Genomic DNA, 20,473 nt, shown 5'->3' with positions numbered 1-20,473 from the left:
CTATCGGCCCGCCGCTCGTGCAGTTGCCGCAACCGGTTTGGCTGTTCCGGCAACCAGGCAAAGAGTGATTGAAAACCAAACGATCGGGTGGCGAATGACCAGGTGCGGGAAGCCGAAGATGCCTATCGACAACACGAGCGCCACCAGAGCGTCGAGGCCTTTGCGCCATGCCTGGATTGCCGCGGTGCCAAGAATCCACAACAGGGCAAGGACCGCGAGAATGCCCCCTTGAGTGTACGTATCAATCAACGTGCTGTGAGCCTCGAAAGGCAGATCGATAAACTCCTTGGTCACGACATTCCTGTCGACATGAGGCCCGGGGCCAAGGCCAAGTGAGGCGGAGCCCAAGCCCTTGCCCAAAGCATTGGTCCAGATGTTGATCCGCAGATTGGCGGTCTCGGCTGTCGCCTCGCCGCCTTCTCCTTTGGTCAGGCTCTTGGCAAAGTTTTCGACACTGGTCGCTTCCGCAAGCACATAGGGTGTTGCAGAGATTGAGAGAGGAAGCAGAGCAGCCAATGACAGGAGCAGGACCTGGCGGCCGAGCGAGGCTTGTCCGCCTGTGGTGACCCAGGTCCGGACACGCAGCAGCAAGAAGATCAAGCCGGTCAGAACGATCGTCAAAAGATAGGTGTCGCTCTTGGTCAATCTCCCGACATAGACGATGAGAGCAATGCTCGCGAGCGCGTACGCCCTGGCGATCATGCTATGGGTTGTTACCGCCAGATGCAGTGCAAGAGGGCCGAAAAGTGCGCAATAAAGAGCCAGCTGGTTTGGATTGTCGGACCAACCCGTGAACCGGTCCCAGAACCACGGGTTTACTCCGGACTGATGGATCAGATTGAATCCAAGTGCCAACTGGAAAGCAAAACATCCATTCGCAATTGCGATCACCAGCCATGAGGTGCGGCGCAGATGGCGATCCGCGTTCGGATCTGCCGCAAGCAGGCATGTGACGGAGGCCAATAGCAGGTAGGCGATAGTGTCGTGTATCGGCGCTTCCAGATACTGAACGGTTGTAAGCATGCCGACGATCAGGCCCAGGCTGAGGGCGAATGTCATGATCGCCCAGAAGGCACTGAGAATGGAAAGTGCCGGCGTGACCACGAGTTGGCCCCCCGCAAGTACCCGGCCCAACGATATGAGGATCCACAAGGCCAGAAATAGTTCGCTGATGCCGAACGGCGCTCCCGGGATCTCAAGTTGAGATGCGTAGGCCATCGCGACGCCGCCGGCCAATAACACGTCTCGAATCATTGGCGCACCTCGCCCAGTCGGCCGAGCGCGGCATCCTTTCCAGCCTGCGAACGCAAATCTGCATCGCCAAGGGATCTGGCGCCAAGGACCTGATTGTAGAGGTCGCAATACTGATCGATCACCAGCGGCAGCGCGAAATGCGTCTTGACGAATTCGATAGACCGATGACCCATGGTCCTTCCGCTGCCGCGGTCGGACAAGATTTCTATTATTCTTGACGCAAGACCATCTGCATCATGGGCTGGGACCAGATATCCATTCCAGCCGTCTTCGACTACCTCATTGCAACCGGGCATATTAGAGGCGACGATCGGCAATCCCGCCAGTCCCGCCTCAAGCAGGACACGCGGAACTCCTTCCCGATATTGCGTTGGAAAGGCGAACAGATCGGCCATGCCAAGGAGGGCGGCAACGTCCTGTCGTGGACCCAAGGCGATGACATGAGGGGAATACCGATCGATGTCCGATTTGGCGACGGCAAACGGACCCTCGGATTCCCATGGGCCGACCAGCACAAAACGCGCATCGGGCCTCTTGGCGAGGACGCGGGGGACAGCCTCAAGCAGTGTCGGTATGCCTTTTTGACGAGTGAGCCGGCCGACAAAAATTACAACTTCAGCGGACTGGAGCCCAAGCTCTTCGCGCAATTTCTCTGGCAACGATGTGAGATGGGTTGCGGCAGCGAATGCATCAACATCGATTCCAGAACTGCGGATCACTCTTCCGCTACCGCGTCCGATCAGTCGGTAGCGCTCAAAGAAAGCGTGATCGTCCCGATTTTGGAATACTGTCGCAGCCGTCCAGAATGACGAAAGCCACTGCAGTGCGCAAAAGACTGGACGAAGGGCCAGAGCCCTTGGCTCCAGAGATGAAAACGTCCAGCCCAGCCCATTGATTGTACGGACGACCGGAACCGTCCCGCGCACCGCCAGTGGTGTTAATAGATTGGGCTTCGTGTCAAAGCTTTGGACAATATCCGGACGGAGCTCCGAAATCAGTTTTCGAATCGTTTTGATGGCGCCGCTACTGCCGCTGGAAAACCGGTCGAAGCCATAACGACGATGCGTAATGCCATGCCGCGAGAACGCGGCCTCATCGCCGGTGGAGACGGCAGTGACCCGAAAGCCCCTTTCGCGCATCGACAGCAGGAACGGAATTCTAAAGGCGTGATCCTCGCCCCCCACACACACGAGATGCGGGTTCATTCCCCGTCTCCTGACCGTGCGCATAACTCCGATTGTGCGCACTGGCCGGCTGTTGGTCCTGCTTTCATTGTCCTTGGTTCCGCTGCCTGGAACTTGTAATGCCAAGCTCCACGGTACGGTCAGGCTTGCCGACTGTCCTCGTCCGTTTGAATGAGCGAGTTCCACTCGTGCGCGCAGGGTCTCAGGCTTGGACCGAAATGATGCGCGTCGTCTCCCGGCAAGGCGCCTGAAGGAGCGCTTCAGGTGGCCTTCCCGCGCTAGCGGTTTGGCCTGGTTCGTTTACCCACCGGCCATCTCCCCGATAATGCGACTGGGGTCGCAAGACACCGTGACCTGGCTCAACACCAGTACAGGCAGACGCATGTCGCGCAGAAAGCGGTTCCTTTTCCGCCGCCTTTCGACTGCCTTCAGTAAGACGGATTGCCGGATATTAAGATTCGAAGTTTCGACGCATCGCATGAGAGATGATCGGCTCGAGAAAGCATCCCAAAAACGGGGTTTCTTCCAAAAAATTGCAGGTTTAACGCCGATGTTTTGAGCTCTCAGTAACCACGCCAGTAATCAGTGATTGTCAGTGAGTATCGGTTTTGATTTGGTACCGACAACGCCGCCGATTAGGCAAGGCAAGCGTGGTGTTGGGCCTCGTTGGCTTGAGGTTGCCGAGGTGTTCAAGGCTCAGATCAATGTTTCTATCAACGCATTTCCGTATTTGATTTGGCGCTAATGTAGACTCTCGGCTAGGCAGGGGGTGGGGCGCTACCAGTCAGAAGAGAGAACCTTCGTATGGCTACGATGCACTACGCCTATGGCGCCCCTGCCGCAGCAGCTGCAGCCAACGGCTTCAACCTAGTCGATCTCCAGTACGCCTCATCGGTCAACGCCCTGCCGGATGGCTCCAAGGCCTTGATTTGGCTCAATGAAGGCAACGGGGTAACCGCTTCTTTCATCAACAAGGTGACCCCGCTTATCGGCAATTCAAAGGTCTTAGCTTTTTATCTCACCGATGAGCCGGATCCCACGGGCAAATATCATACTCAGGTCAGCGCTGCCAATCTGAAGGCCGAATCGGATTGGATCCACTCCCATTTCCCGGGGGCCAAGACTTTCATCACTCTGATGAATATGGGCTCGTTCAACACCCCCGACTACACCAACACCTACAATCCGGCCAACACCGGCATCGATTTCTACGGAATAAATCCCTATCCGGTGCGATCGACGGTCGTCGACTTTAGTTACATCGACCGTTCCGTGACGGCCGCGCTGAATGCGGGCATCCCGCTGAGCTCGATCGTTCCCGTCTATCAGTCATTTGGCGGTGGTGGCTGGGCGACCAATACAGGCGGCTCCTATGTGATGCCGACCACTGCGCAGATGCAGACTATGATGGATCACTGGGAAAAGCTGGTTCCTTCACCTGTCTTCGATATGGCCTACAAATGGTCCTCGCAGAACGGCGAAACGTCGCTTGGCAACACGCCGTCAATGCAGGCTTTTTTCCAGGATCACAACAGCCAAACCGGGACAACGACCCCGCCGCCAACCACGCCAACCACTCCTCCCCCTGTCGATCCTACTCCGACCACGGACAAAGTCGTCGGTACCAGCGGCGCCGATGTTCTTCAGGCAGTCGGCGCGCACACGATGACCGGCTATGGCGGCAACGACACATATTATGTTGACAGCGCTGGTGACCGGATTGTCGAGGTTGACGGCGGCGGCACGGACAAGGCTCTCGCATCGGTAAGCTTTGCGCTCTCCGCCGGCTCCTCGGTGGGGTCTCTAACCACCACAAATGTGGCCGGGACAGCGGCAATAAACCTGACCGGTAACGAGTACGCCCAGACGCTCGAGGGCAATGCCGGCAACAACACGTTGAACGGGGGCGGTGGCGCAGATACCATGATTGGCCACGGCGGAAACGACGATTACTGGGTAGACAATGCCGGTGACAAGGTGATCGAGACCGCTGGCCAGGGTCAGGACAGGATATGGACCTCTGTAAGCCATGCGCTCTCGGCCGGCTCGTCGATTGAAGTCCTTGGCACCACGAGGGAGTCTGCCACCACGGCAATCAACCTCTCCGGCAACGAGTTCGCCCAGACCATCCAGGGCAATGCTGGCAACAACGTCATCAGCGGCGGCGGTGGCGCCGACACACTGACCGGTTTTGGCGGCAAGGATGTTTTCGTCTTCAACACTGCGCTTGGCGCCGGAAATGTCGACAGGATCACCGACTTCGACCCGTCGAATGACAAGATCTACCTTGATGATGCTATCTTCAAAGGGCTCAAGGCCGGAACGCTCGCAGGCGGTGCTTTCTATGGCGGGACGGCAGCACACGACAGTACCGACCATATTGTCTACAACAGCACGACCGGAGCGCTCTATTTCGACAGTGACGGAGCTGGTGGCGCCGCTCAAACGCAATTCGCCACGCTTGCCCCACATCTCGCGATCACATCAAGTTCATTCGTTGTGATCTGAGACCGTCAACTGCCCTCGCGCCGGCTTCGTGATCAATGAGGCCGCGCGAGGGAATCGGGCGTGGTTGCTACCGGGCATATGGCCCACGGAGGGAACCACGATTTTAGGACGCTGCTTCTGCAGGCAGAGGTCACGGCAGGCGGTAGTGGCAACGGCGCTGACCATGCGCTGCCTACAAAGCCGACCATCATCGGCGAAATCCCGAGATGGAACAACCTGTTACAGGCTATAGCGCACCAGACTACGCGTTGGGCCTTGCTGCTCTTGACCATAACTCCACCTTACGAGATCGACGGATATCGCCGAGTTGGCGTTCCCAACCCTTGGACCCGCTCGGGAGGCGTCACCCGTTTCGCGCGCGCTCGCCAGAAGCAGCTGAGTCCCGTTCGCAATCGGTGCACGGCCGATATGTCCGCATCAGGCCTGCCTCGTCCGGGGCAGTTGAATCCCGATGCAATCGCCCGCAATTCCCCTCTGAGACTGAAGTCACATACGCCCGTCATCTTCCGGGATTAATGGAAGGTATCTGCAGTTTGGGGCGTGACCATGCCTATAGCTAACGATCTGCTCGACGTGGCGCTCCAGTTTGAGTGCCCGGCCTGCAAACATCCAATCATTCGAAATGGCTCATGGTTTAAGTCGATTTCTCGCTTCACCTGTGACGGCTGCGGGGCTGGGCTTCGGCTAGGTTATTTCGACAAACTGGCTCTGTTCGACAGGCACAAGCATTTGGTCCACTCGCGCTGGCGATCAGCGGGATCGATTGAATAGTTGAATCGTCGGATACCGCGATCCGGATCTGAGGCGATGTCTGACGCCTGCACGCACCGGCTGGCCGGAATGGATAGCGATCGGACAGCAGTAGACCAACCCGTCGATTTACTCATCCGGGGCAGGATGGTGTGTCGGCAAGTCCGCCCACTCGCGTAGCGAGAAATGCGATGTCGGATCAACCGGGGCGGCGTCGCTGGCGCATACCCGGTCGAACCGGTTGACCACCCGGCTCCACACCCGGGAGAAAAGATTGCGGTACCTGATATCCAGGTTCAAGCGCGCCACCTCGGGCTTTGATGGGGTAGCATCCAAAACGCAATTCACGAGAAGCAAGCAAGCCTTCAGACCATTCTCCACGGCCGCCTCTACCGTGCGGTCCCACGGGGAAACCGACAACGCATTCCCGCACACGTCTCGCAGTAAATTTGGTATGCATATGCGAGGGAGAGGGGGAAACAGATGAAACACGATCCTGGCTTGCCGTCCGGCGCGACGTCGACGCTCCTGTTTCCGAAGACCTGATGCAAAAGCAAAGTAAGATCTCATGTCTTCTTCAGATGTGACCGGCTCATCCAGCCCCGCAGGCTGGGGATTGGCTGCAAAGCTGTTTACAACCCTCGTCCTTCTTGGCGCGATCGCAGTCATGGTCACCGGGGCGCTGGGTTACTTCCGCGCCCGCGACGCTCTCGAAAAAGCAGTCTTCGACCAACTCACGGCCGCCCGTCAGGCCAAGACGCGCCAGGTCGAAACCTACTTCCGCACAATCCAGGCGGAACTGCGACTGCTTGCCACTTCCAAGATGGTGGTCGACGCGACACGCGAGTTCCGGATCGCAGTCGACCAACTCGACCAGGCAGGCGCTCCGCCTGAACTGCGGCAGAGGGTCGGCGATTGGTACGCCGAGAACTTCATCCCCGGAATGACGCGCACCCTGGGCACGGAACCGGCCCTGTCGGACTACCTTCCGGTCGTTGGTGCCCCCTACTATCTGCAGTATCACTACATTGTGGAAAATCCCAACCCGGCGGAGCGACGCAAGCTTCTCGACGACGCCGGCGACGGAAGCGAATACTCCAGGCTGCATGCCATATATCATCCATTGATGCGCGCTGCGGCTACCACGGTCGGCTTTTTCGATTTCATGATTGCCGATCCCAAATCAGGTCGCCTGATCTATACGGTCGAGAAGGAGGTGGATTTCACCACGTCTCTTCAGTTGGGTCCGTACCGCCGCACCAACGTCGCGGCCGCCGTCGCCCGCTGCTCGCAGATCGCAGACCCGTCAGCCATCTGCCTCGTAGATTTCGCCTCCTATGCGCCATCAGGCGGCGCGCCGATCGCCTTCATGGCAGCACCGGTGATTGCCCAGGGCGTCGTCATCGGCGTGCTGGTCGCGCAATTGTCGAATGATGAGATCGACAACGTCGTCACCGGTAACCGCCGCTGGCGGCAGGAAGGGTTCGGCAACACGGGTGAGGCCTATCTCGTCGGGCCTGATTATCTGGTGCGCTCTGGCCCGCGGGCGTTCTACGAGAACCGGGATAACTTCTTCGCCGACCTCAAATCCGTGGGCACTTCGGACGAGGAAATCGCCGTCATTCAGCGTTACGGGACACCAGTGCTGCATCAGCGCGTCGACACCGAGGCCTCCCGTGCCGCGCTCGCCGGTGTCGAGGGCACGGGCGAGATCATCGGATACCGTGGCGTCCCGACGCTCGCTTCATGGGGACCGCTTGCGATTTCCGATGTCAAGTGGGCTCTCGTCGCCAAGATCGACAGCACCGAGGCCTTCGCACCGATCGCCGAACTCCGCCGGGATCTGTTGCTCGTCGGCGGACTGGCGATGCTCGTGGTCGCCGCCACCGCCGCCTGGCTTTCGCGCGCGCTGCTCGGACCGCTCCGCGATCTGACTGCCGGGGTGAAACGCTTCTCCGCTGGCGACTATGCGACCAGCGTGCCGGTCCGCACGCGCGACGAGATTGGCGAACTCTGCTCGGCCTTCAATGGCATGGTTGAGGATCTGCATCAAAAGAATGTCGTGATCGAGAACAAGAACCGCGAGAACGAGCAGCTGCTGCTCAACGTCCTGCCGGAACCGATCGCCAATCGGCTGCGCGCTGGCGAGGAGAGGATCGCCGACGGCTTCGCCGAGGTCACGGTCGCCTTCGCAGACCTGGTGGGGTTCACGGCACTGACATCGGAAATGCCGCCGCACGATGTCGTGACGTTTCTCAACGGACTCTTCACGCGCTTCGACATTGCCGCCAATGATCTCGGCATCGAGAAGATCAAGACGGTGGGCGACGCCTATATGGCGGTGTGCGGCCTACCCGTGCCGGTGGCCAACCACGCCGAGCGCATGGTCCGGATGGCCATCCGCATGGTCCACATTACCCGCGAGCACGCGATGGAACACAACGTCTCGATGAAGCTCAGGGTTGGCGTCAACAGCGGGCCAGTGGTCGCCGGCGTCATTGGGAAGAGTAAGTACATCTATGATTTATGGGGTGACACAGTGAACCTGGCGAGCCGCATGGAGTCGGGTGGAGTGCCCGACTCTGTTCAGGTGACGCGCCCCGTCTACGAACAGCTCAAGGACCAATTCATCTTCGAGCCGCGCGGCGCTATCGAAGTCAAAGGCAAGGGAAAAGTGGAAGCCTGGGTGTTGAGATTTTAGTGGAGGGGCGGCTCCTATGCCGGCTTGCCCTCCACCTGCTCGCGGTCAATGGCTTTCGTCGCGGGCGCAACTGGGCGTCCTGAGGGGAGCGGACCCGAATGTCCGCTTCGCGCCTCAACGCGGTCATAGAGTTCATTTTTGCGGTAGCCAGAAGCAGACATAGCCGACGACCGTTCTGGAGGCCACGGTTGCGCCAGTGCCGACGTGCGGCGCCTGGCGCGCGACCTGGATATCCAGATCGGCATCGTCTGCGAGCTGGTTTCCCATCCATCGCAGCTACCGGAGGTGCTGGAGGCCGCGGTCCGCACCGCGATCGGGCGGCGTGGTGTGGCGGTGGTCGTCATCCCTGGCGACGTTGCGATTCAGTATTACGAGGCGCCTTCTCGGCGCCGGCCGCTCTCGCAATCCGACAGCCGGTCGTCGTTGCTGCGGCCGATCAACTCGATGCGCTCGCCGACCAGCTCAACCGAGCACCGCCCGGAGCCCTGAGTCGTTCTGGCGGAGACGTTCCTCGATCCATTGCCCGGTGCGGTCGTAGGCGTCCGAAAACAACTCGGAATGCCGACTCCAATCCATGAAGGTGCTCGAAACCTGCGGACAGACCAAGACATCCTCGTCGCCGACGGCAATGTCCTGTGGCCCGTGTGCCAGGATACTCGCGGCAATAACCTGAAGCATGCTGGGAACCTGCGGCAGGCGGGCACGGCCGAAAGGGTTCAGCAGGGCGATCGCCAGTTCCGATCTTCCGGGGATGCGGTCATAGTCGATGTGGTATTTTTGCGGTGCACTGGACCTGAAGCTCACGATGACATTGGGGCCGGTCTTGAGTTCCCTCATCTGTTCCAGCGGCAAATTGTTCATGATGGCGCCGTCCACCAGCATATCGCCATCAGCCGTAAAGAACGGCGGCAGGACACCCGGGAGCGAGCCGGACGCCCGAACGGCTTGCCAGAGTTTTCCACGACGGTGGACATGGGGCTGACGGCTGCTCAGATTGCTCGAAAGCGCAAAGAACGGAAGCCAAAGATCTTCGATCAGAACGTCGCCGTATTCCTCCCGGAGGGCTCGATCGAAGGCTTTGTGATCCAGGAGTGCGAAACGCGGCCAGGTGGGGCGCCGAAACGCCCGACTTTTGACAAATACGTTGTGCGTGCCGCGGTCGATCTGCTCCGCGTCCAACCCTCTTGCGAAGCCGGCCATCATCGCCGCTCCGGAACTCGTCCCGCCGAGATAGTCGAAGCGCCCGCCCGCCTCGACGAAGGCCTTGTAGACGCCCAGATGGGCGCTGCCCAGGGACCCACCCCCCGCCGCCACGAAGCCACGTGCCTTGCAGGAAATAAATCGGACCAGGCGCTGGATATCAGACGCGTCCTCCAGCGCAACATGATGATGCTGGCCGACATGGGGGCGCTCATCGAGCCACGCAGAGGTGCCGGAGACCGCAGCCGAGCGATTGTCGTGAATTAGGACAAGCCGACCGGTCGATGGTGGATGGACCGATAGCGCCAACTCCTCGGACGTGTTCAAGCGAGGCGAAGAGGACGCGTTCGCTAACAGCAGGACGGTATCGGCCTGGCGAATGCAGACTCGGGTCCATTCATTAGGTTCTTCATCAGCGACGTAGACAACGAATTCAGCTTGCGCCTCCAGTTCGTTCAACCAGTTAAGGACCGGCTGGTCGTCGATCGGACGACCTGCGAACTTCGCGTGGACGTCAAGCCGGGAAACGAACTGAGCGCGCGTGACCGCACCGAACTCTTGCTGTAGCTGCCCGATGAAAACCGGTGAGATGCGACTTCCGCCGGCTGCGATGATGGCAAGCGTTCGGATCTTGGCAGGTTTCTGACGTGACAAAATCGGAGATTGCGTGGCGAACCGGCGCGCCAGAGATATTGTGACCGCCTCTCTCAGGTTCGGCAGAGCCTCGGCCGCCTTCTCGAAATGATTACGACTGATTTCAAGGACGATCGAATCGCGCGCTGCAAGGACAGTGGCCGTACGGGGCAGCCCTGCAAAGAAACCAATTTCGCCGACCAGTTCGCCCTGTGCGATCTCGGCGACCGAGCCAATCTGATCTCCTTTGTGTACCGTAAAGCGACCGGACAGCACGACGAAGAACCTGTCCGATGGATCGCCTTCGCGAACCAGGACCTCACCGCGCCTTAGAACCCGACGGTCGGATTCGGCAGCCAAGGCCTCGAGCGCCAGCAACGACGCACGATCGAACATCAATGTCGCCGACAATAATCTCGCGGCGAGAGAATCGGCGGAGGACATTTTGAGCCATCCGGGGAACGCATTCGCTCCGGTAACTGTATACCGTACCGCTCGTGTTTGCAGCATCGCAAGGCGCGATCCGGGCCGAACCGCACCTTTGCCGCTGGGGCTCGTCTAGGGGCGGGCAGCTCCGATGCCGGCTTGCCCCTCCTCCTGTCCGCCGTCAATGGCTTTCGCCGCAGGTGTGACTGGGCGCCCTGAGGGGACCCGCCTCGCGCCTCAGTCCGCAATAAACTTCGAGAACCACAAGGCGGACTGCCGGGGCCGCAAGAAGCTGTCGTTTTCCGCACTGGTGCGATCCGATACTTTACATACTATGTGACCTTCAATCGGGGGCCATAGCAAATGAAAGAAGAGACCGGCGTTCAGAAGTTGGTGCGCACGCTACGTGCCCGAGCACCTGATGACGCAGCTGAATTGCTCGCCAGAGAGTCTCCCGAGTTCATCCGCGACACACTGAAGCTGTTACCGGACGGGCACGCCCGTAAGGTGGCCGAGCATTTGCCACTGCATATGCGGCCCATCGGATCTCATGGCGGTGGCGAGGATATCGCGATGCCCGAGTCGCTCATCGAGCTGATGGACCCGATTTCCGCCAGCGTTCCTGTCGGGACGACCGTTGCTGCCGCGGTTGAAGCTGTCAGACGCGCCCAGGTGCCGACCGAACTCACTTATCTCTACGTCACGGACGAGGGCAATAAACTGGTTGGCCTGGTGGTCCTGCGCGATCTGATGCTGAGCGAACCGAACGCGATTGTCGATCAGATCATGCTGCCCAAGCCGTTCGCTCTCAATGTCGATCTCCCTTTGAGCAACGCATGCGAGGCAGCGGTACGGCGTCACTACCCTGTCTACCCGTTGGTGGACGCCGAGAACCGGCTGCTCGGGCAGGTTCGCGGTTGGCGCTTGTTCGAGCAGCAAATCATTGAGATTTCCGCCCAGTCTGGCCAGATGGTAGGTGTCCAGAAGGAGGAGCGCTCTTTTACGCCCTTGTTTTCAGCCTTCTTGAAGCGTCATCCGTGGCTGCAGTTGAACCTCCTGACGGCCTTCCTGGCCGCATTCGTGGTCAGTTCGTTCACCGGCACGATCGAGAAGATCGTCGCCCTGGCGGCGTTCCTCCCGGTCTTGGCCGGGCAGAGCGGAAACACCGGCTGCCAGGCACTGGCCATGACGCTGCGTGGCCTTGCCCTGGGGGATGTGGACAAACGACCGAAGCTGCACTTGGTGATGAGAGAGGGCGCGCTCGGGATCGCTAACGGCTTGCTCGTCGGCCTTCTTGCGGCTGCGGCGATGTGGTTCTACGCCTCGAGGCAGCCGGAGTCGGCGGCCCAAGCGCCCATGCTGGCACTTGTGATCCTGCTTGCCATGTCCGGAGCGTGCTTCTTGTCTGGAATCTCTGGGGTGCTGATCCCGTTGGGCCTGCGCCGGGTCGGCGCCGATCCGGCGGTGGCTTCGGCGATCTTCCTCACCACCTTGACTGATATTGTAGGCATGGGCCTGATGCTGTGGCTGGCCACGATGCTCGTGCTGTAGCAAGGCGCGTCCAGGGACGCGTCCCTGGGAATTGGGGGCAACAAGCTGACCTCGTCGCCTTCGGAGAAATTGCGAGAGCCCGGCTCGCGCACACATCGTGAGGACCACCTCAGCATTTCGACCTTTGCGCAACGCGACGGAAGACCTTTGGATAATTCGTGAGTGACCTTGAAGCCTCTTTCGGTGACCGGGTACGCGCAGAATCGCGCAACAACATAGATCTTGTCCCACTTAGGGGTTTGAATTATTTGCCACTAGTGCCGGATACTCCAATTACGCTCAGCAACGCTGACAAGATGTTTTGGCAAACGGCGTAGCCGAAATAGGAATGAACCCGAAAATTTGTTGCGCAGCTGCAACAGCTGCTGAAGCTCGCACGGTCTGGTGACAGTTCCGTCGCCTTTTTTCTTGTAGTCGTGCTAAATCCTTCGCACTAGTCGGGTTCGGGTGGGTCCTCGGCATGCTATCTTCGGCTCGAACGATCTTCGGCTTCGCCGCGGCGCTGCTTTTTAGCGGCGTATTGCCGGCCGGCGCACAAGGTCTTTTTACGGTCTATGACGATGCATTTTCGGCCCGCATCGCCAATCCGGCCGACAATGGAACCCTCGCCCAATTCGTCACGGTTGCGGTCAACGCGGGGCAATACGATCAGGCGATCTCCTCAATCGAGCAGTATCTGATCAAATACCCCCGCGATGCGCGCGCTCGGCTTGCGGCCAGCCGGTTGTATTATCATGTCGGATCCTATGAATTGGCCCGGCGGCAGGTGCAGTACGGCATCGAAGTCGGCGGTCTGACCACAAGTGAGCAGCAGGAAGCTGTTCGCTTGCTGGCCCGCATCGAGCGCGCGTTGCGTGGCGTCACCTGGGAACTCGCCCTGACTGGAGGCGTATTCAGCGCATTCACCGATTTTGAGCCAGGCGGGGCGCAGGACGACGACAGCTTCGTCTCGCCCTATGGGCGGGCCGACGGCTTTGTTCGGTGGGACCTCGGCACGCCAAGTGCTGACGCCCTCGTTCTTTCGGGCTCGTTGACGGCGACCGAGCGTTTTTTCACGGAAGACCTGTCAGTTCCGGGTAGCGACAAGACTTTTGTCCACGGCAACGCAGCGATTACCTGGGACAAGGGGCTGCCCAACAGTGGGATCGATTCGCTTCGCCTGCTGCTTTCCGCGTTTACCGTTACCGATCGTTTCGACAGCGATATCCACGAAACCGGCGTCGGCGTCAGTGGACGATTCCTCGTTCGCCCGACGGTCGAGACGACCCTCTTCGCCGGTGGCGGCTACATCGATCTAAGCGCCTCGCAAGGCATTCTCGCCGATAGCAGGGTCTTCTATGAGGCAGGCGGCAGCTACCGCTTCCGTAATGGCCAGGCGCTCGGACTGCGCTTTGTCGGCTCGAATGACTTCGCTTCAGGATCTGGCGAAATCGGCCGCAGCTACACGGGCGAGGTCCGCTATGGCGGCCTGTTGATGACCGTACCGGATCTTTTCGCATGGTCGCACCAGATCGCCTTCTCGGCCGGCCACAGCGACACTCCCGATTTGTCTGTCGGCATCGGCACAAATATCAAGAGCGACTTCTGGCGCATTGCCTCGGAAAGCGATTTTCAGATGACGGAAGCCCAGAAGATCAGCGTTGATCTCGCCTACCGAGAGACCAACTTCGCCGTCCCTGACCGCGACCGAAAATCGTTCGAAATGCTCATGAGCTATACGTTGACGCTCAATTGAAAGGGCCGCGATGGGCTACCGTCTGATCGCCACTCTTGTCGCCTGCCTTGCCTTCGCGGCACCCTCCGCCGCTGAGACGGTCGGATCGATGACAGCCTATCAGACCAACATCGTTCGCAATAACGGTGGGACAATGAACGTTGGTGCCGGCGTCGAGCTCGGCGACCAGCTGCGCAGCGATCCCACTGGTCTTGGAATGCTGGTGTTCCGGGATGAATCGAGCGCCAAGATAGGTCCGAACACCAGCCTGACGATCGATGAATTCGTCTATAATCCGGGCTCCGGATCGGGAAAGATCGACATCGGCATGAACAACGGCCTGGCCCGTTTTTATGGCGGCCAGGTTTCGAAACGGGGCGTCATGCAGGTTGCGACGCCGCATATGGTGCTCGGGGCGAGGGGCGGCATCATCGAAGTTCTGGTGGCAGCCGGCCAGACCGTCGGCATACTGCGCGCCGGCCGTATGACCTGCACGATCAATGGCAAACGGATAGTTATCACAAACCCGGGCTACGCCTGCACATCGGAAGATGGCAAGCTGCTGGCCGGCTACGGTGGAATCGACACCTTCCCGATATTGGACAGTATCGACCGGATAGCCGGCACCGGCCTGCCAGGCGCACCGGGTCCTGGATTGGACGTAAGCGCAATTTGTGCGTCGGCACTCGGCGGCTCGCTCAAAGTCTGCGACTCCACGGACGGCGCATTGCCAGGAGTGGTCATGGAATTCCCTGACAGTCCAACGCCACCTGTGGGCAGCGGGGGGCGGAGGGGCGATGGCGAGGGCGATGGCTGCTCCCGCTTCTGCAATTAAGCCCGGGCGCCCGGTATGAGCCCCTTTGCTGATTGGCGCTGGGCTGATCGACGTTGGGCTGATTGGCACTGGACCGCGAGGCGCAAGATATCCGGTCTTGTGCTCATTCTTTTGCTGCTCGCTTGCCATTTGGCTTTCGACGGGCCGCTGTCGCGCCTGCGCGAACGCACGTACGACTTCTACCAGTTTCTCGCCCCACGCCAGGCGACGAGCAATCCTGTCGTGATCGTCTCGATAGACGACGCCAGCCTCAACGCACATGGGCGATGGCCCTGGAACCGTGGCCTCTTGGCCGATCTGGTCGATGGCATCACCCAATCCGGCGCGTCGGTGGTCGGGCTTGCGCTGGTACTCCCCGAAGCCGACACCTCGCCTGAGGGCATCGCCGGAGACAAGCGCCTGGCCGCGGCGCTGGCCAAAAATCGGACGGCGCTTGCCGTCAGCCTGGGCAATGAGGCGACGGTTTCGGAAGCAGAGCCCAAAGCCGGCTGGTCGATCGTCGGGCAGGTCCCGGATACACTTCCCGGCTTCACCGGGTTGACCGGCTCGCTTGCCGAGTTCTCGAACGCCGCCGTGGGCCTCGGCGTGATCCGCACCTTGCCCGATCCCGACGGCGTACTGCGCCATGTGCCGCTGCTTTGGCTTCGCAACACCGCTCAAGGCGTGCAGCTGTGGCCGTCCTTCTCGCTCGAGCTCCTGCGCCTTTACACCGGACAGGACGGTTACATAACCCGGATGAATGCAGCCGGGTTCGACGCACTCAGGATGGCCGGGGCCATTGTGCCGCTCGAGCCGGAGGGGGGTATCCGCCTCTGGGAAACCGCCACCGATACGCCCCGCCTATCTGCCAGCACCATCCTTTCGGGCCATGGCGATCCGCGGCTGCGGGACGCTATCGCCATTGTCGACCTGTCGGCTGTGGGACTGACGCAGTACCTGCCCACGCCGACACATCCAGCGCGACCAGGCGCGGACCTCCACGCCGATGCGATCGCCCAGATGATTGCCGGACGCTACCTGGCAGAGCCAACGCACGCGAGAATGCTCGAACGGCTCTGGTTTCTCCTGAGCGCCGTCGTTTTCATCGGGCTTTCAGGAGTGCTCGCCGGGCGTGTCGTGGTTGGCGCCCTCGCCCTTGCGCTGCTGGCCGTCACCCCGTTCGTGTTCGGCGCTCTCGAGTACAGCCTGCAAGGCGCACTCTATGACCCGCTGCAGCCGGCGCTTGCAACGATCATGGTTGCGGGCTTCGAAGGCTATGTTCTGTACAGGCGCAGCGAGCAGCGCCGGTCCACCCTGACGCGACAGTTCTCCCAATATCTTTCGCCCTCCGTGGTGCAGCGCCTCGCAAGCTCGGACACCGAGGCAATCCTGTCCGGCGAGAAGCGCGAAATCACAATCCTGCTCAGCGACATACGCGGCTTCACGACGATGAGCGAACAGCTCGACACCCAAGAAATCGCCAAGGTGGTCAACCATTTCCTCGGCATTGCGACCGATGAGATCCTCAAGCGCGACGGCACCATCGACAAGTTCATGGGCGATGCGGTGCTGGCCTTCTGGAACGCACCGCTTGATCAACCCGATCATCGCGAGCGTGCGCTCGAGGCGGGCCTTGCGCTGATCGAGCGGGTGAAGCTCGAAGACGCCGCCTTCACGGCCGATGGCCATCGCTCCATCGAAATTGGCGTCGCCATCGAGACCGGCATCTGCTCGGTAGGCAATTTCGGGTCCGAACGACGCTTCGATTACACCGCGATCGGCTCACCGGTGAATCGCGCGGCACGGCTCGAATCGACGACCAAGAAGCTGGGCATCCCCTTGGTGCTTGGACCCGGCTTTGCGGCAGGAGCATCGATGCCGGTTGTCCAGGCGGGCGCCTTTGAGCTCCAGGGTTTCAAGGGCGAGGTACCGGTGTTCACCGTTCCGGAGATGCAAGCTGCTGAGCCACGAAGGAGAGAGCCAACGTGGTAACCAATCTGGCGCCCCTGCTGAGCGGTTGGTTCGCCGCCATCACTGTCCTGTTAGCCAACTTTCGATCCCGAAACCTGCCGGTCCGCTCTCGGCCCATTGCCGTCATGTGCGAAGTTGCATCCGATTGGCCGTTCTGGAGCTTAGCCGGTTGCTGAAGCCGCAGAACATCATCTATGGAACGGCAATCGTGGGTCTGTCATCGCGCACGGCATGCTTGCGTCGTCAAATTGCCAGGTGCTCTAACTCTAGATCAGCCCGCGCATCGTCAGTTCAGCCTTCAGATAGGCATAATAGATCGGCGCGGCGACAAGACCCGGCATACCGAACCAGGCCTCCATGAAAACCATCGCCAGAAGAAGCTCCCAGGCACGCGCATTGATCCGCGAGCCGATAATCTTGGCATTTACGAAGTATTCGAGCTTGTGAATGACGATGAGAAAGGCAAGCGAGCCTAGCGCTGCAAGGAAGGAGATGCTGAGGCTGACAACCACGATCACCGTGTTGGAGATCAGATTGCCGATGACCGGCAGAAGGCCGGCGACGAAAGTCAGCGCTATCATCGTCCTGATGAATGGCAGATCGATGCCCAAGGACGGCAGAACAGCGACGAGATAGATCGAAGTTAGAAACGTATTCAACGCAGAAATCCGGATTTGCGAGAACACGATGTTGCGAAAGGCCTTGCTCAGTAAGTTGACGCGATCCGCCAGCGCGTCCGCCAATGGGCCGGGCTCGCCCGATGGCGCCGCCGAGCTTACCGCGATCAAGCCGCCGATCACCATGCCGACGATAATGTGGACCACCAGGACGCCCAAATCCCGACCGACGAGTTGAAGCTGGCCGGCATGTTCGCGGAGCCATCGGGCAGCGAAGACTTCCAGTTCCTCGATGTTCGACGGAAAATAGTCCATCGCCCAGGTTGGGAGATGGACGCGCGCGGTATCGATGATCTCGGCCATCTTCTTGAGGAGCGTCACGACGTTCTCCGAACCGCCAGTCAGTTGCGACACGCCGCTAAAGATAGCAGCGGCGATCAGGAGCATGAAAATCAATGCCACCAAGGTCAGCGCAAGGCTTTTCGTCAGGCTGCTGGAGACCCCGATTCGATGGAGCATCGGTGCGGCGAAATGAACGAGGTTGAACACGAGAAGGCCCGAAAGCAGTGCCGGAAGCAGGCCGAGCTCAAGAACGGCGACGAGCGCAACAAGCGCGAGCAGGCACGACGCGAGATAGAACCCTGGGAAAGTCAGCACTTTTCACCTGCAGAGGCAGCCAAGTCCTCTTCGGTTCCAGTTAAGTTGATACCCGGTGAATCGCAAGCGAACAAGCGCGCCCAATACGTGTGTGAAGCTGTCCGAGTGCGATCTGAAACGCGATATTTGGATATGAAATCACGGAGCCCAGCTTCTGGCGCAAAGCGGTCGGCATTACCCTGGATGAAAAAGGTCGGCTTTCTAGCCCCATCATCCCGAAAGCGGACGTTCCGCTGTCGGCGGACTGAAGCCACGCAGCATTTTCCACTTTGAGGCGAAATAATTCTCAACTATGGTCAGCCAGGCTTAAGGCATGGGGGATTGCCGATGGTTTTATCACGCAGGGGTGTCGTGATCGGTGGCCTGGCGCTGGTCGCGGTCGGTGCAACTGGCAATATTGTTCAAGCCGCGGCGGCAAAATCCTTTTTCGCCGGTACCGCCAGCGACAACGATTTTGTCTATCGCAAGACCAACTTCGCCAAGATCGACAAGAAATGGCATCGCCAGATCGTCAAGTATTTCAGCAGCGAGCCGGTCGGCACCGTCGTGGTCGATACCCGCCACCACTTCCTCTACCTCATCATGGAAAACAAGACCGCCATCCGCTACGGCGTCGGCGTCGGCAAGGAAGGTTTCAAATGGTACGGCCGGGCGACGATCGACCGCCGCGCGCTGTGGCCGCAATGGGTCCCGCCCCCCGAAATGCGTAAGCGCAGGCCGGAGCTACCGCCCATGATCGCAGGCGGCGCGTCCAACAATCCGCTCGGGCCACGCGCGCTCTATCTGTACCGCGACGGCGCCGACATCGGCTACCGCCTGCATGGCACGCTGGAGCCATGGAGCATCGGCACCGACGCTTCCAGCGGCTGCATCCGCATGTTCCCGGAAGACATCATCGACCTCTACCAGCGGTGCCCGATCGGCACTGCGGTGGAGGTCCTGCCGCACATCGCCGACCAGGCGCCCGCTTCCACCACTGTCGAATGATGGCGCATCATGAACCGCATGATTGAAAACACGCGCCGGCTGCTCGCCGCCGGCCTACTGGTGGTGGCCGCATCCTGCTCGACCAGCAACACGCTGACCCCGTCCACGCCCGACGTCACCAACGCCGAGATTGCCGGCTTCCAGAACGTGCAGCCGGGCAGCGAGGAGGATTTTATCCTCAATGTCGGCCGCCGCACCTATTTCACGAAAGGTTCGGCCGAGCTCGATTCTGTCGCCAAGGCCACCCTCGACACCCAGATCGCCTGGTTAACAAAGCATCCGCGCTGGCTGCTCAAGCTGCAGGGTTTCGCCGACGATCCCGGCGCAAGCGAAACGGCGCTGTCGCAGAAGCGCGCCGATGCGGTGATGGACTACCTCGCCGCCGGCGGCATAGACCGCAACCGCATGTGGGCCAAGGGCTACGGCAAGGACAGGCTCGTCCGCGACTGCCCCGACGCCGCCTGCAGGTCGCAGAACCGCCGCGTTGTGTCTAATCTGCGCGATGAGAGGGACGAGTCGTAGGGGCTGCTGTTTTGCTTGTCACCAAATCAGAGTCTCACAACGCGACGGAATTTATCTGTCTCTGCACTCCTGCCTGTATCATCCGCCGCCGCCCGCTTTGGCTTCCGGCATAACTTGCAGCAACGGCTGCGGCGATACTGCGATCTCTCCCGTGAAGGGCCGATCGTGGGCGAGAATCAAGAGAACGGATGCCGCCACGCCGGTCGCAAAACTTCCAAGAGCGATCGCCGATGCCATTCGGTTATCACTATGAACGACCGCGATCGCGAGAAGAGCACAGAAGGCTTGCAGGATCAGGCAGGCCCACTTCCTGGGGTTGACTTGTGCCGAGCTGACGAGAATCCGTTGGCGACGCGCCTCAAAGGCGTCTTCGAGCCACCTCGTAATCTCGCGCTGCGCGATCTCCTGGCCGGGATTGCTTGGCGCCAAGGCCAGCGTCGTCCGCAGCGCCTCGTTAAGCGCCGGCGGGATTATGGTGAGGGTCGCCGCGCCCTCGGCCATCAGCGGCCACTCCTGGCTCGTCGTTTCCTCGATATAGCTGCGCACCAGCATCCGTAAGCGCGCCTCGGGCTCCCCGGGAAAGCTGCTCGCCAGAACCACGACCGACCGCAACGCACTGGTCTCGCGATTGACTGCCGCATTGGCGCGATCGTTGTCGCTCCACACCTGAGCCGCGGTGAACGCCACAAATAGGCCAAAGATGATACCGAGCGGCGGCAACATGCCAGGCGAAAGTGCCTTGAATGACCGCGCCGTGGAGCCCGCGGAAAGAACGGCGATGCCTTGGTGCAAGATGAACGCGACGATATAGGTGGCCCCGAACACGACGAGAGCCATCCAAGCGAGTGGGAGAGTATGCAACCAGCCACCCATGGTAGCGCCTGCCCCATCCTGAGAATTCGTCGTCAGGCGTTTGTAAGGCCGTCGTTCCACTCGTGGCAATGCCACTGTGTTCCATCGTGTCAACAAACTCCATGCTGCGGC

At 60.2% G+C, this 20,473-nt stretch carries 14 protein-coding genes; 9 read left to right on the top strand and 5 right to left on the bottom strand.

Annotated elements, in window-relative coordinates; all coding sequences use genetic code 11:
- Together AC1D1N_RS22925 and AC1D1N_RS22920 are read right to left on the bottom strand one after the other, a co-directional pair.
- Entirely contained in the window at positions 1 to 1,254 is a 1,254-nt protein-coding gene (locus AC1D1N_RS22925; RefSeq protein WP_477351217.1) for an O-antigen ligase family protein, read from the bottom strand.
- Positions 1,251 to 2,459 (bottom strand): glycosyltransferase family 4 protein, encoded by a 1,209-nt coding sequence (locus tag AC1D1N_RS22920; protein ID WP_477351215.1) that lies wholly within the window; start codon positions 2,457 to 2,459, stop codon positions 1,251 to 1,253. Before AC1D1N_RS22920 ends, AC1D1N_RS22925 begins: the two co-directional genes overlap by 4 nt.
- A gap of 783 nt (positions 2,460 to 3,242) precedes the next feature.
- On the opposite strand from AC1D1N_RS22920, the gene AC1D1N_RS22915 reads away from it, so the two are divergent.
- The 3 genes from AC1D1N_RS22915 (at position 3,243) to AC1D1N_RS22905 (ending at position 8,886) form a co-directional block, all read left to right on the top strand.
- Complete coding sequence (locus tag AC1D1N_RS22915; protein WP_477351213.1) at positions 3,243 to 4,946, top strand: calcium-binding protein; 1,704 nt, start codon at positions 3,243 to 3,245, stop codon at positions 4,944 to 4,946.
- Between the two features lie 1,318 nt (positions 4,947 to 6,264).
- A complete protein-coding gene (locus AC1D1N_RS22910; protein WP_477351212.1) occupies positions 6,265 to 8,397 on the top strand; it encodes an adenylate/guanylate cyclase domain-containing protein in 2,133 nt (710 codons plus the stop codon).
- Positions 8,398 to 8,601: 204 nt separating this feature from the next.
- Positions 8,602 to 8,886, top strand: a complete 285-nt coding sequence (locus tag AC1D1N_RS22905) for a hypothetical protein (RefSeq protein WP_477351210.1) — start codon at positions 8,602 to 8,604, stop codon at positions 8,884 to 8,886.
- On the opposite strand, the gene AC1D1N_RS22900 is transcribed toward AC1D1N_RS22905, so the two are convergent.
- Positions 8,860 to 10,674 carry a patatin-like phospholipase family protein gene (locus tag AC1D1N_RS22900; protein WP_477351208.1) on the bottom strand — a complete coding sequence of 605 codons (1,815 nt, stop codon included), beginning with the start codon at positions 10,672 to 10,674 and terminating at the stop codon, positions 8,860 to 8,862. The two genes, AC1D1N_RS22905 and AC1D1N_RS22900, sit on opposite strands and share 27 nt — an antisense overlap.
- Before the next feature lie 345 nt (positions 10,675 to 11,019).
- On the opposite strand from AC1D1N_RS22900, the gene AC1D1N_RS22895 reads away from it, so the two are divergent.
- From AC1D1N_RS22895 to AC1D1N_RS22880, 4 genes are all read left to right on the top strand, one after another.
- On the top strand, positions 11,020 to 12,207 hold the full coding sequence (locus AC1D1N_RS22895; RefSeq protein WP_477351206.1) for a magnesium transporter: 1,188 nt from the start codon (positions 11,020 to 11,022) through the stop codon (positions 12,205 to 12,207).
- 460 nt (positions 12,208 to 12,667) lie between these two features.
- On the top strand, positions 12,668 to 13,942 hold the full coding sequence (locus tag AC1D1N_RS22890; RefSeq protein WP_477351204.1) for a tetratricopeptide repeat protein: 1,275 nt from the start codon (positions 12,668 to 12,670) through the stop codon (positions 13,940 to 13,942).
- Between the two features lie 10 nt (positions 13,943 to 13,952).
- The gene (locus AC1D1N_RS22885) at positions 13,953 to 14,756 is read left to right on the top strand and encodes a FecR family protein (protein ID WP_477351202.1); all 804 of its coding nucleotides are present in this window, start codon (positions 13,953 to 13,955) and stop codon (positions 14,754 to 14,756) included.
- 15 nt (positions 14,757 to 14,771) lie between these two features.
- Positions 14,772 to 16,727 (top strand): CHASE2 domain-containing protein, encoded by a 1,956-nt coding sequence (locus AC1D1N_RS22880; protein WP_436261166.1) that lies wholly within the window; start codon positions 14,772 to 14,774, stop codon positions 16,725 to 16,727.
- Between the two features lie 245 nt (positions 16,728 to 16,972).
- Here the strand turns inward: AC1D1N_RS22880 and AC1D1N_RS22875 are convergent, their stop codons facing one another.
- Complete coding sequence (locus AC1D1N_RS22875; protein ID WP_436261167.1) at positions 16,973 to 17,980, bottom strand: AI-2E family transporter; 1,008 nt, start codon at positions 17,978 to 17,980, stop codon at positions 16,973 to 16,975.
- Positions 17,981 to 18,307: 327 nt separating this feature from the next.
- On the opposite strand from AC1D1N_RS22875, the gene AC1D1N_RS22870 reads away from it, so the two are divergent.
- Together AC1D1N_RS22870 and AC1D1N_RS22865 are read left to right on the top strand one after the other, a co-directional pair.
- Positions 18,308 to 18,967 (top strand): L,D-transpeptidase, encoded by a 660-nt coding sequence (locus tag AC1D1N_RS22870; protein ID WP_477351199.1) that lies wholly within the window; start codon positions 18,308 to 18,310, stop codon positions 18,965 to 18,967.
- A gap of 9 nt (positions 18,968 to 18,976) precedes the next feature.
- Positions 18,977 to 19,489 (top strand): OmpA family protein, encoded by a 513-nt coding sequence (locus tag AC1D1N_RS22865; RefSeq protein WP_112559373.1) that lies wholly within the window; start codon positions 18,977 to 18,979, stop codon positions 19,487 to 19,489.
- Between the two features lie 78 nt (positions 19,490 to 19,567).
- Here AC1D1N_RS22865 and AC1D1N_RS22860 read toward each other — a convergent pair whose 3' ends face one another.
- Complete coding sequence (locus AC1D1N_RS22860) at positions 19,568 to 20,314, bottom strand: bestrophin-like domain (protein WP_477351197.1); 747 nt, start codon at positions 20,312 to 20,314, stop codon at positions 19,568 to 19,570.
- Between the last annotated feature and the right edge of the window lie 159 nt (positions 20,315 to 20,473).

This window comes from Mesorhizobium sp. P2_B5 (genome assembly GCF_056404775.1).
Note: the sequence above shows the minus strand (reverse complement) of the source record. Positions and strands in the feature narration are given on the sequence as shown.

Bases quoted from the DNA above. Each gene is read 5' to 3' on its own strand.
- AC1D1N_RS22925 (WP_477351217.1), bottom strand. From the start codon at position 1,254: ATGATTCGAGACGTGTTATTGGCCGGCGGCGTCGCGATGGCCTACGCA.
- AC1D1N_RS22920 (WP_477351215.1), bottom strand. From the start codon at position 2,459: ATGAACCCGCATCTCGTGTGTGTGGGGGGCGAGGATCACGCCTTTAGA.
- AC1D1N_RS22915 (WP_477351213.1), top strand. From the start codon at position 3,243: ATGGCTACGATGCACTACGCCTATGGCGCCCCTGCCGCAGCAGCTGCA.
- AC1D1N_RS22910 (WP_477351212.1), top strand. From the start codon at position 6,265: ATGTCTTCTTCAGATGTGACCGGCTCATCCAGCCCCGCAGGCTGGGGA.
- AC1D1N_RS22900 (WP_477351208.1), bottom strand. From the start codon at position 10,674: ATGTCCTCCGCCGATTCTCTCGCCGCGAGATTATTGTCGGCGACATTG.
- AC1D1N_RS22895 (WP_477351206.1), top strand. From the start codon at position 11,020: ATGAAAGAAGAGACCGGCGTTCAGAAGTTGGTGCGCACGCTACGTGCC.
- AC1D1N_RS22890 (WP_477351204.1), top strand. From the start codon at position 12,668: ATGCTATCTTCGGCTCGAACGATCTTCGGCTTCGCCGCGGCGCTGCTT.
- AC1D1N_RS22885 (WP_477351202.1), top strand. From the start codon at position 13,953: ATGGGCTACCGTCTGATCGCCACTCTTGTCGCCTGCCTTGCCTTCGCG.
- AC1D1N_RS22880 (WP_436261166.1), top strand. From the start codon at position 14,772: ATGAGCCCCTTTGCTGATTGGCGCTGGGCTGATCGACGTTGGGCTGAT.
- AC1D1N_RS22870 (WP_477351199.1), top strand. From the start codon at position 18,308: ATGGTTTTATCACGCAGGGGTGTCGTGATCGGTGGCCTGGCGCTGGTC.
- AC1D1N_RS22865 (WP_112559373.1), top strand. From the start codon at position 18,977: ATGAACCGCATGATTGAAAACACGCGCCGGCTGCTCGCCGCCGGCCTA.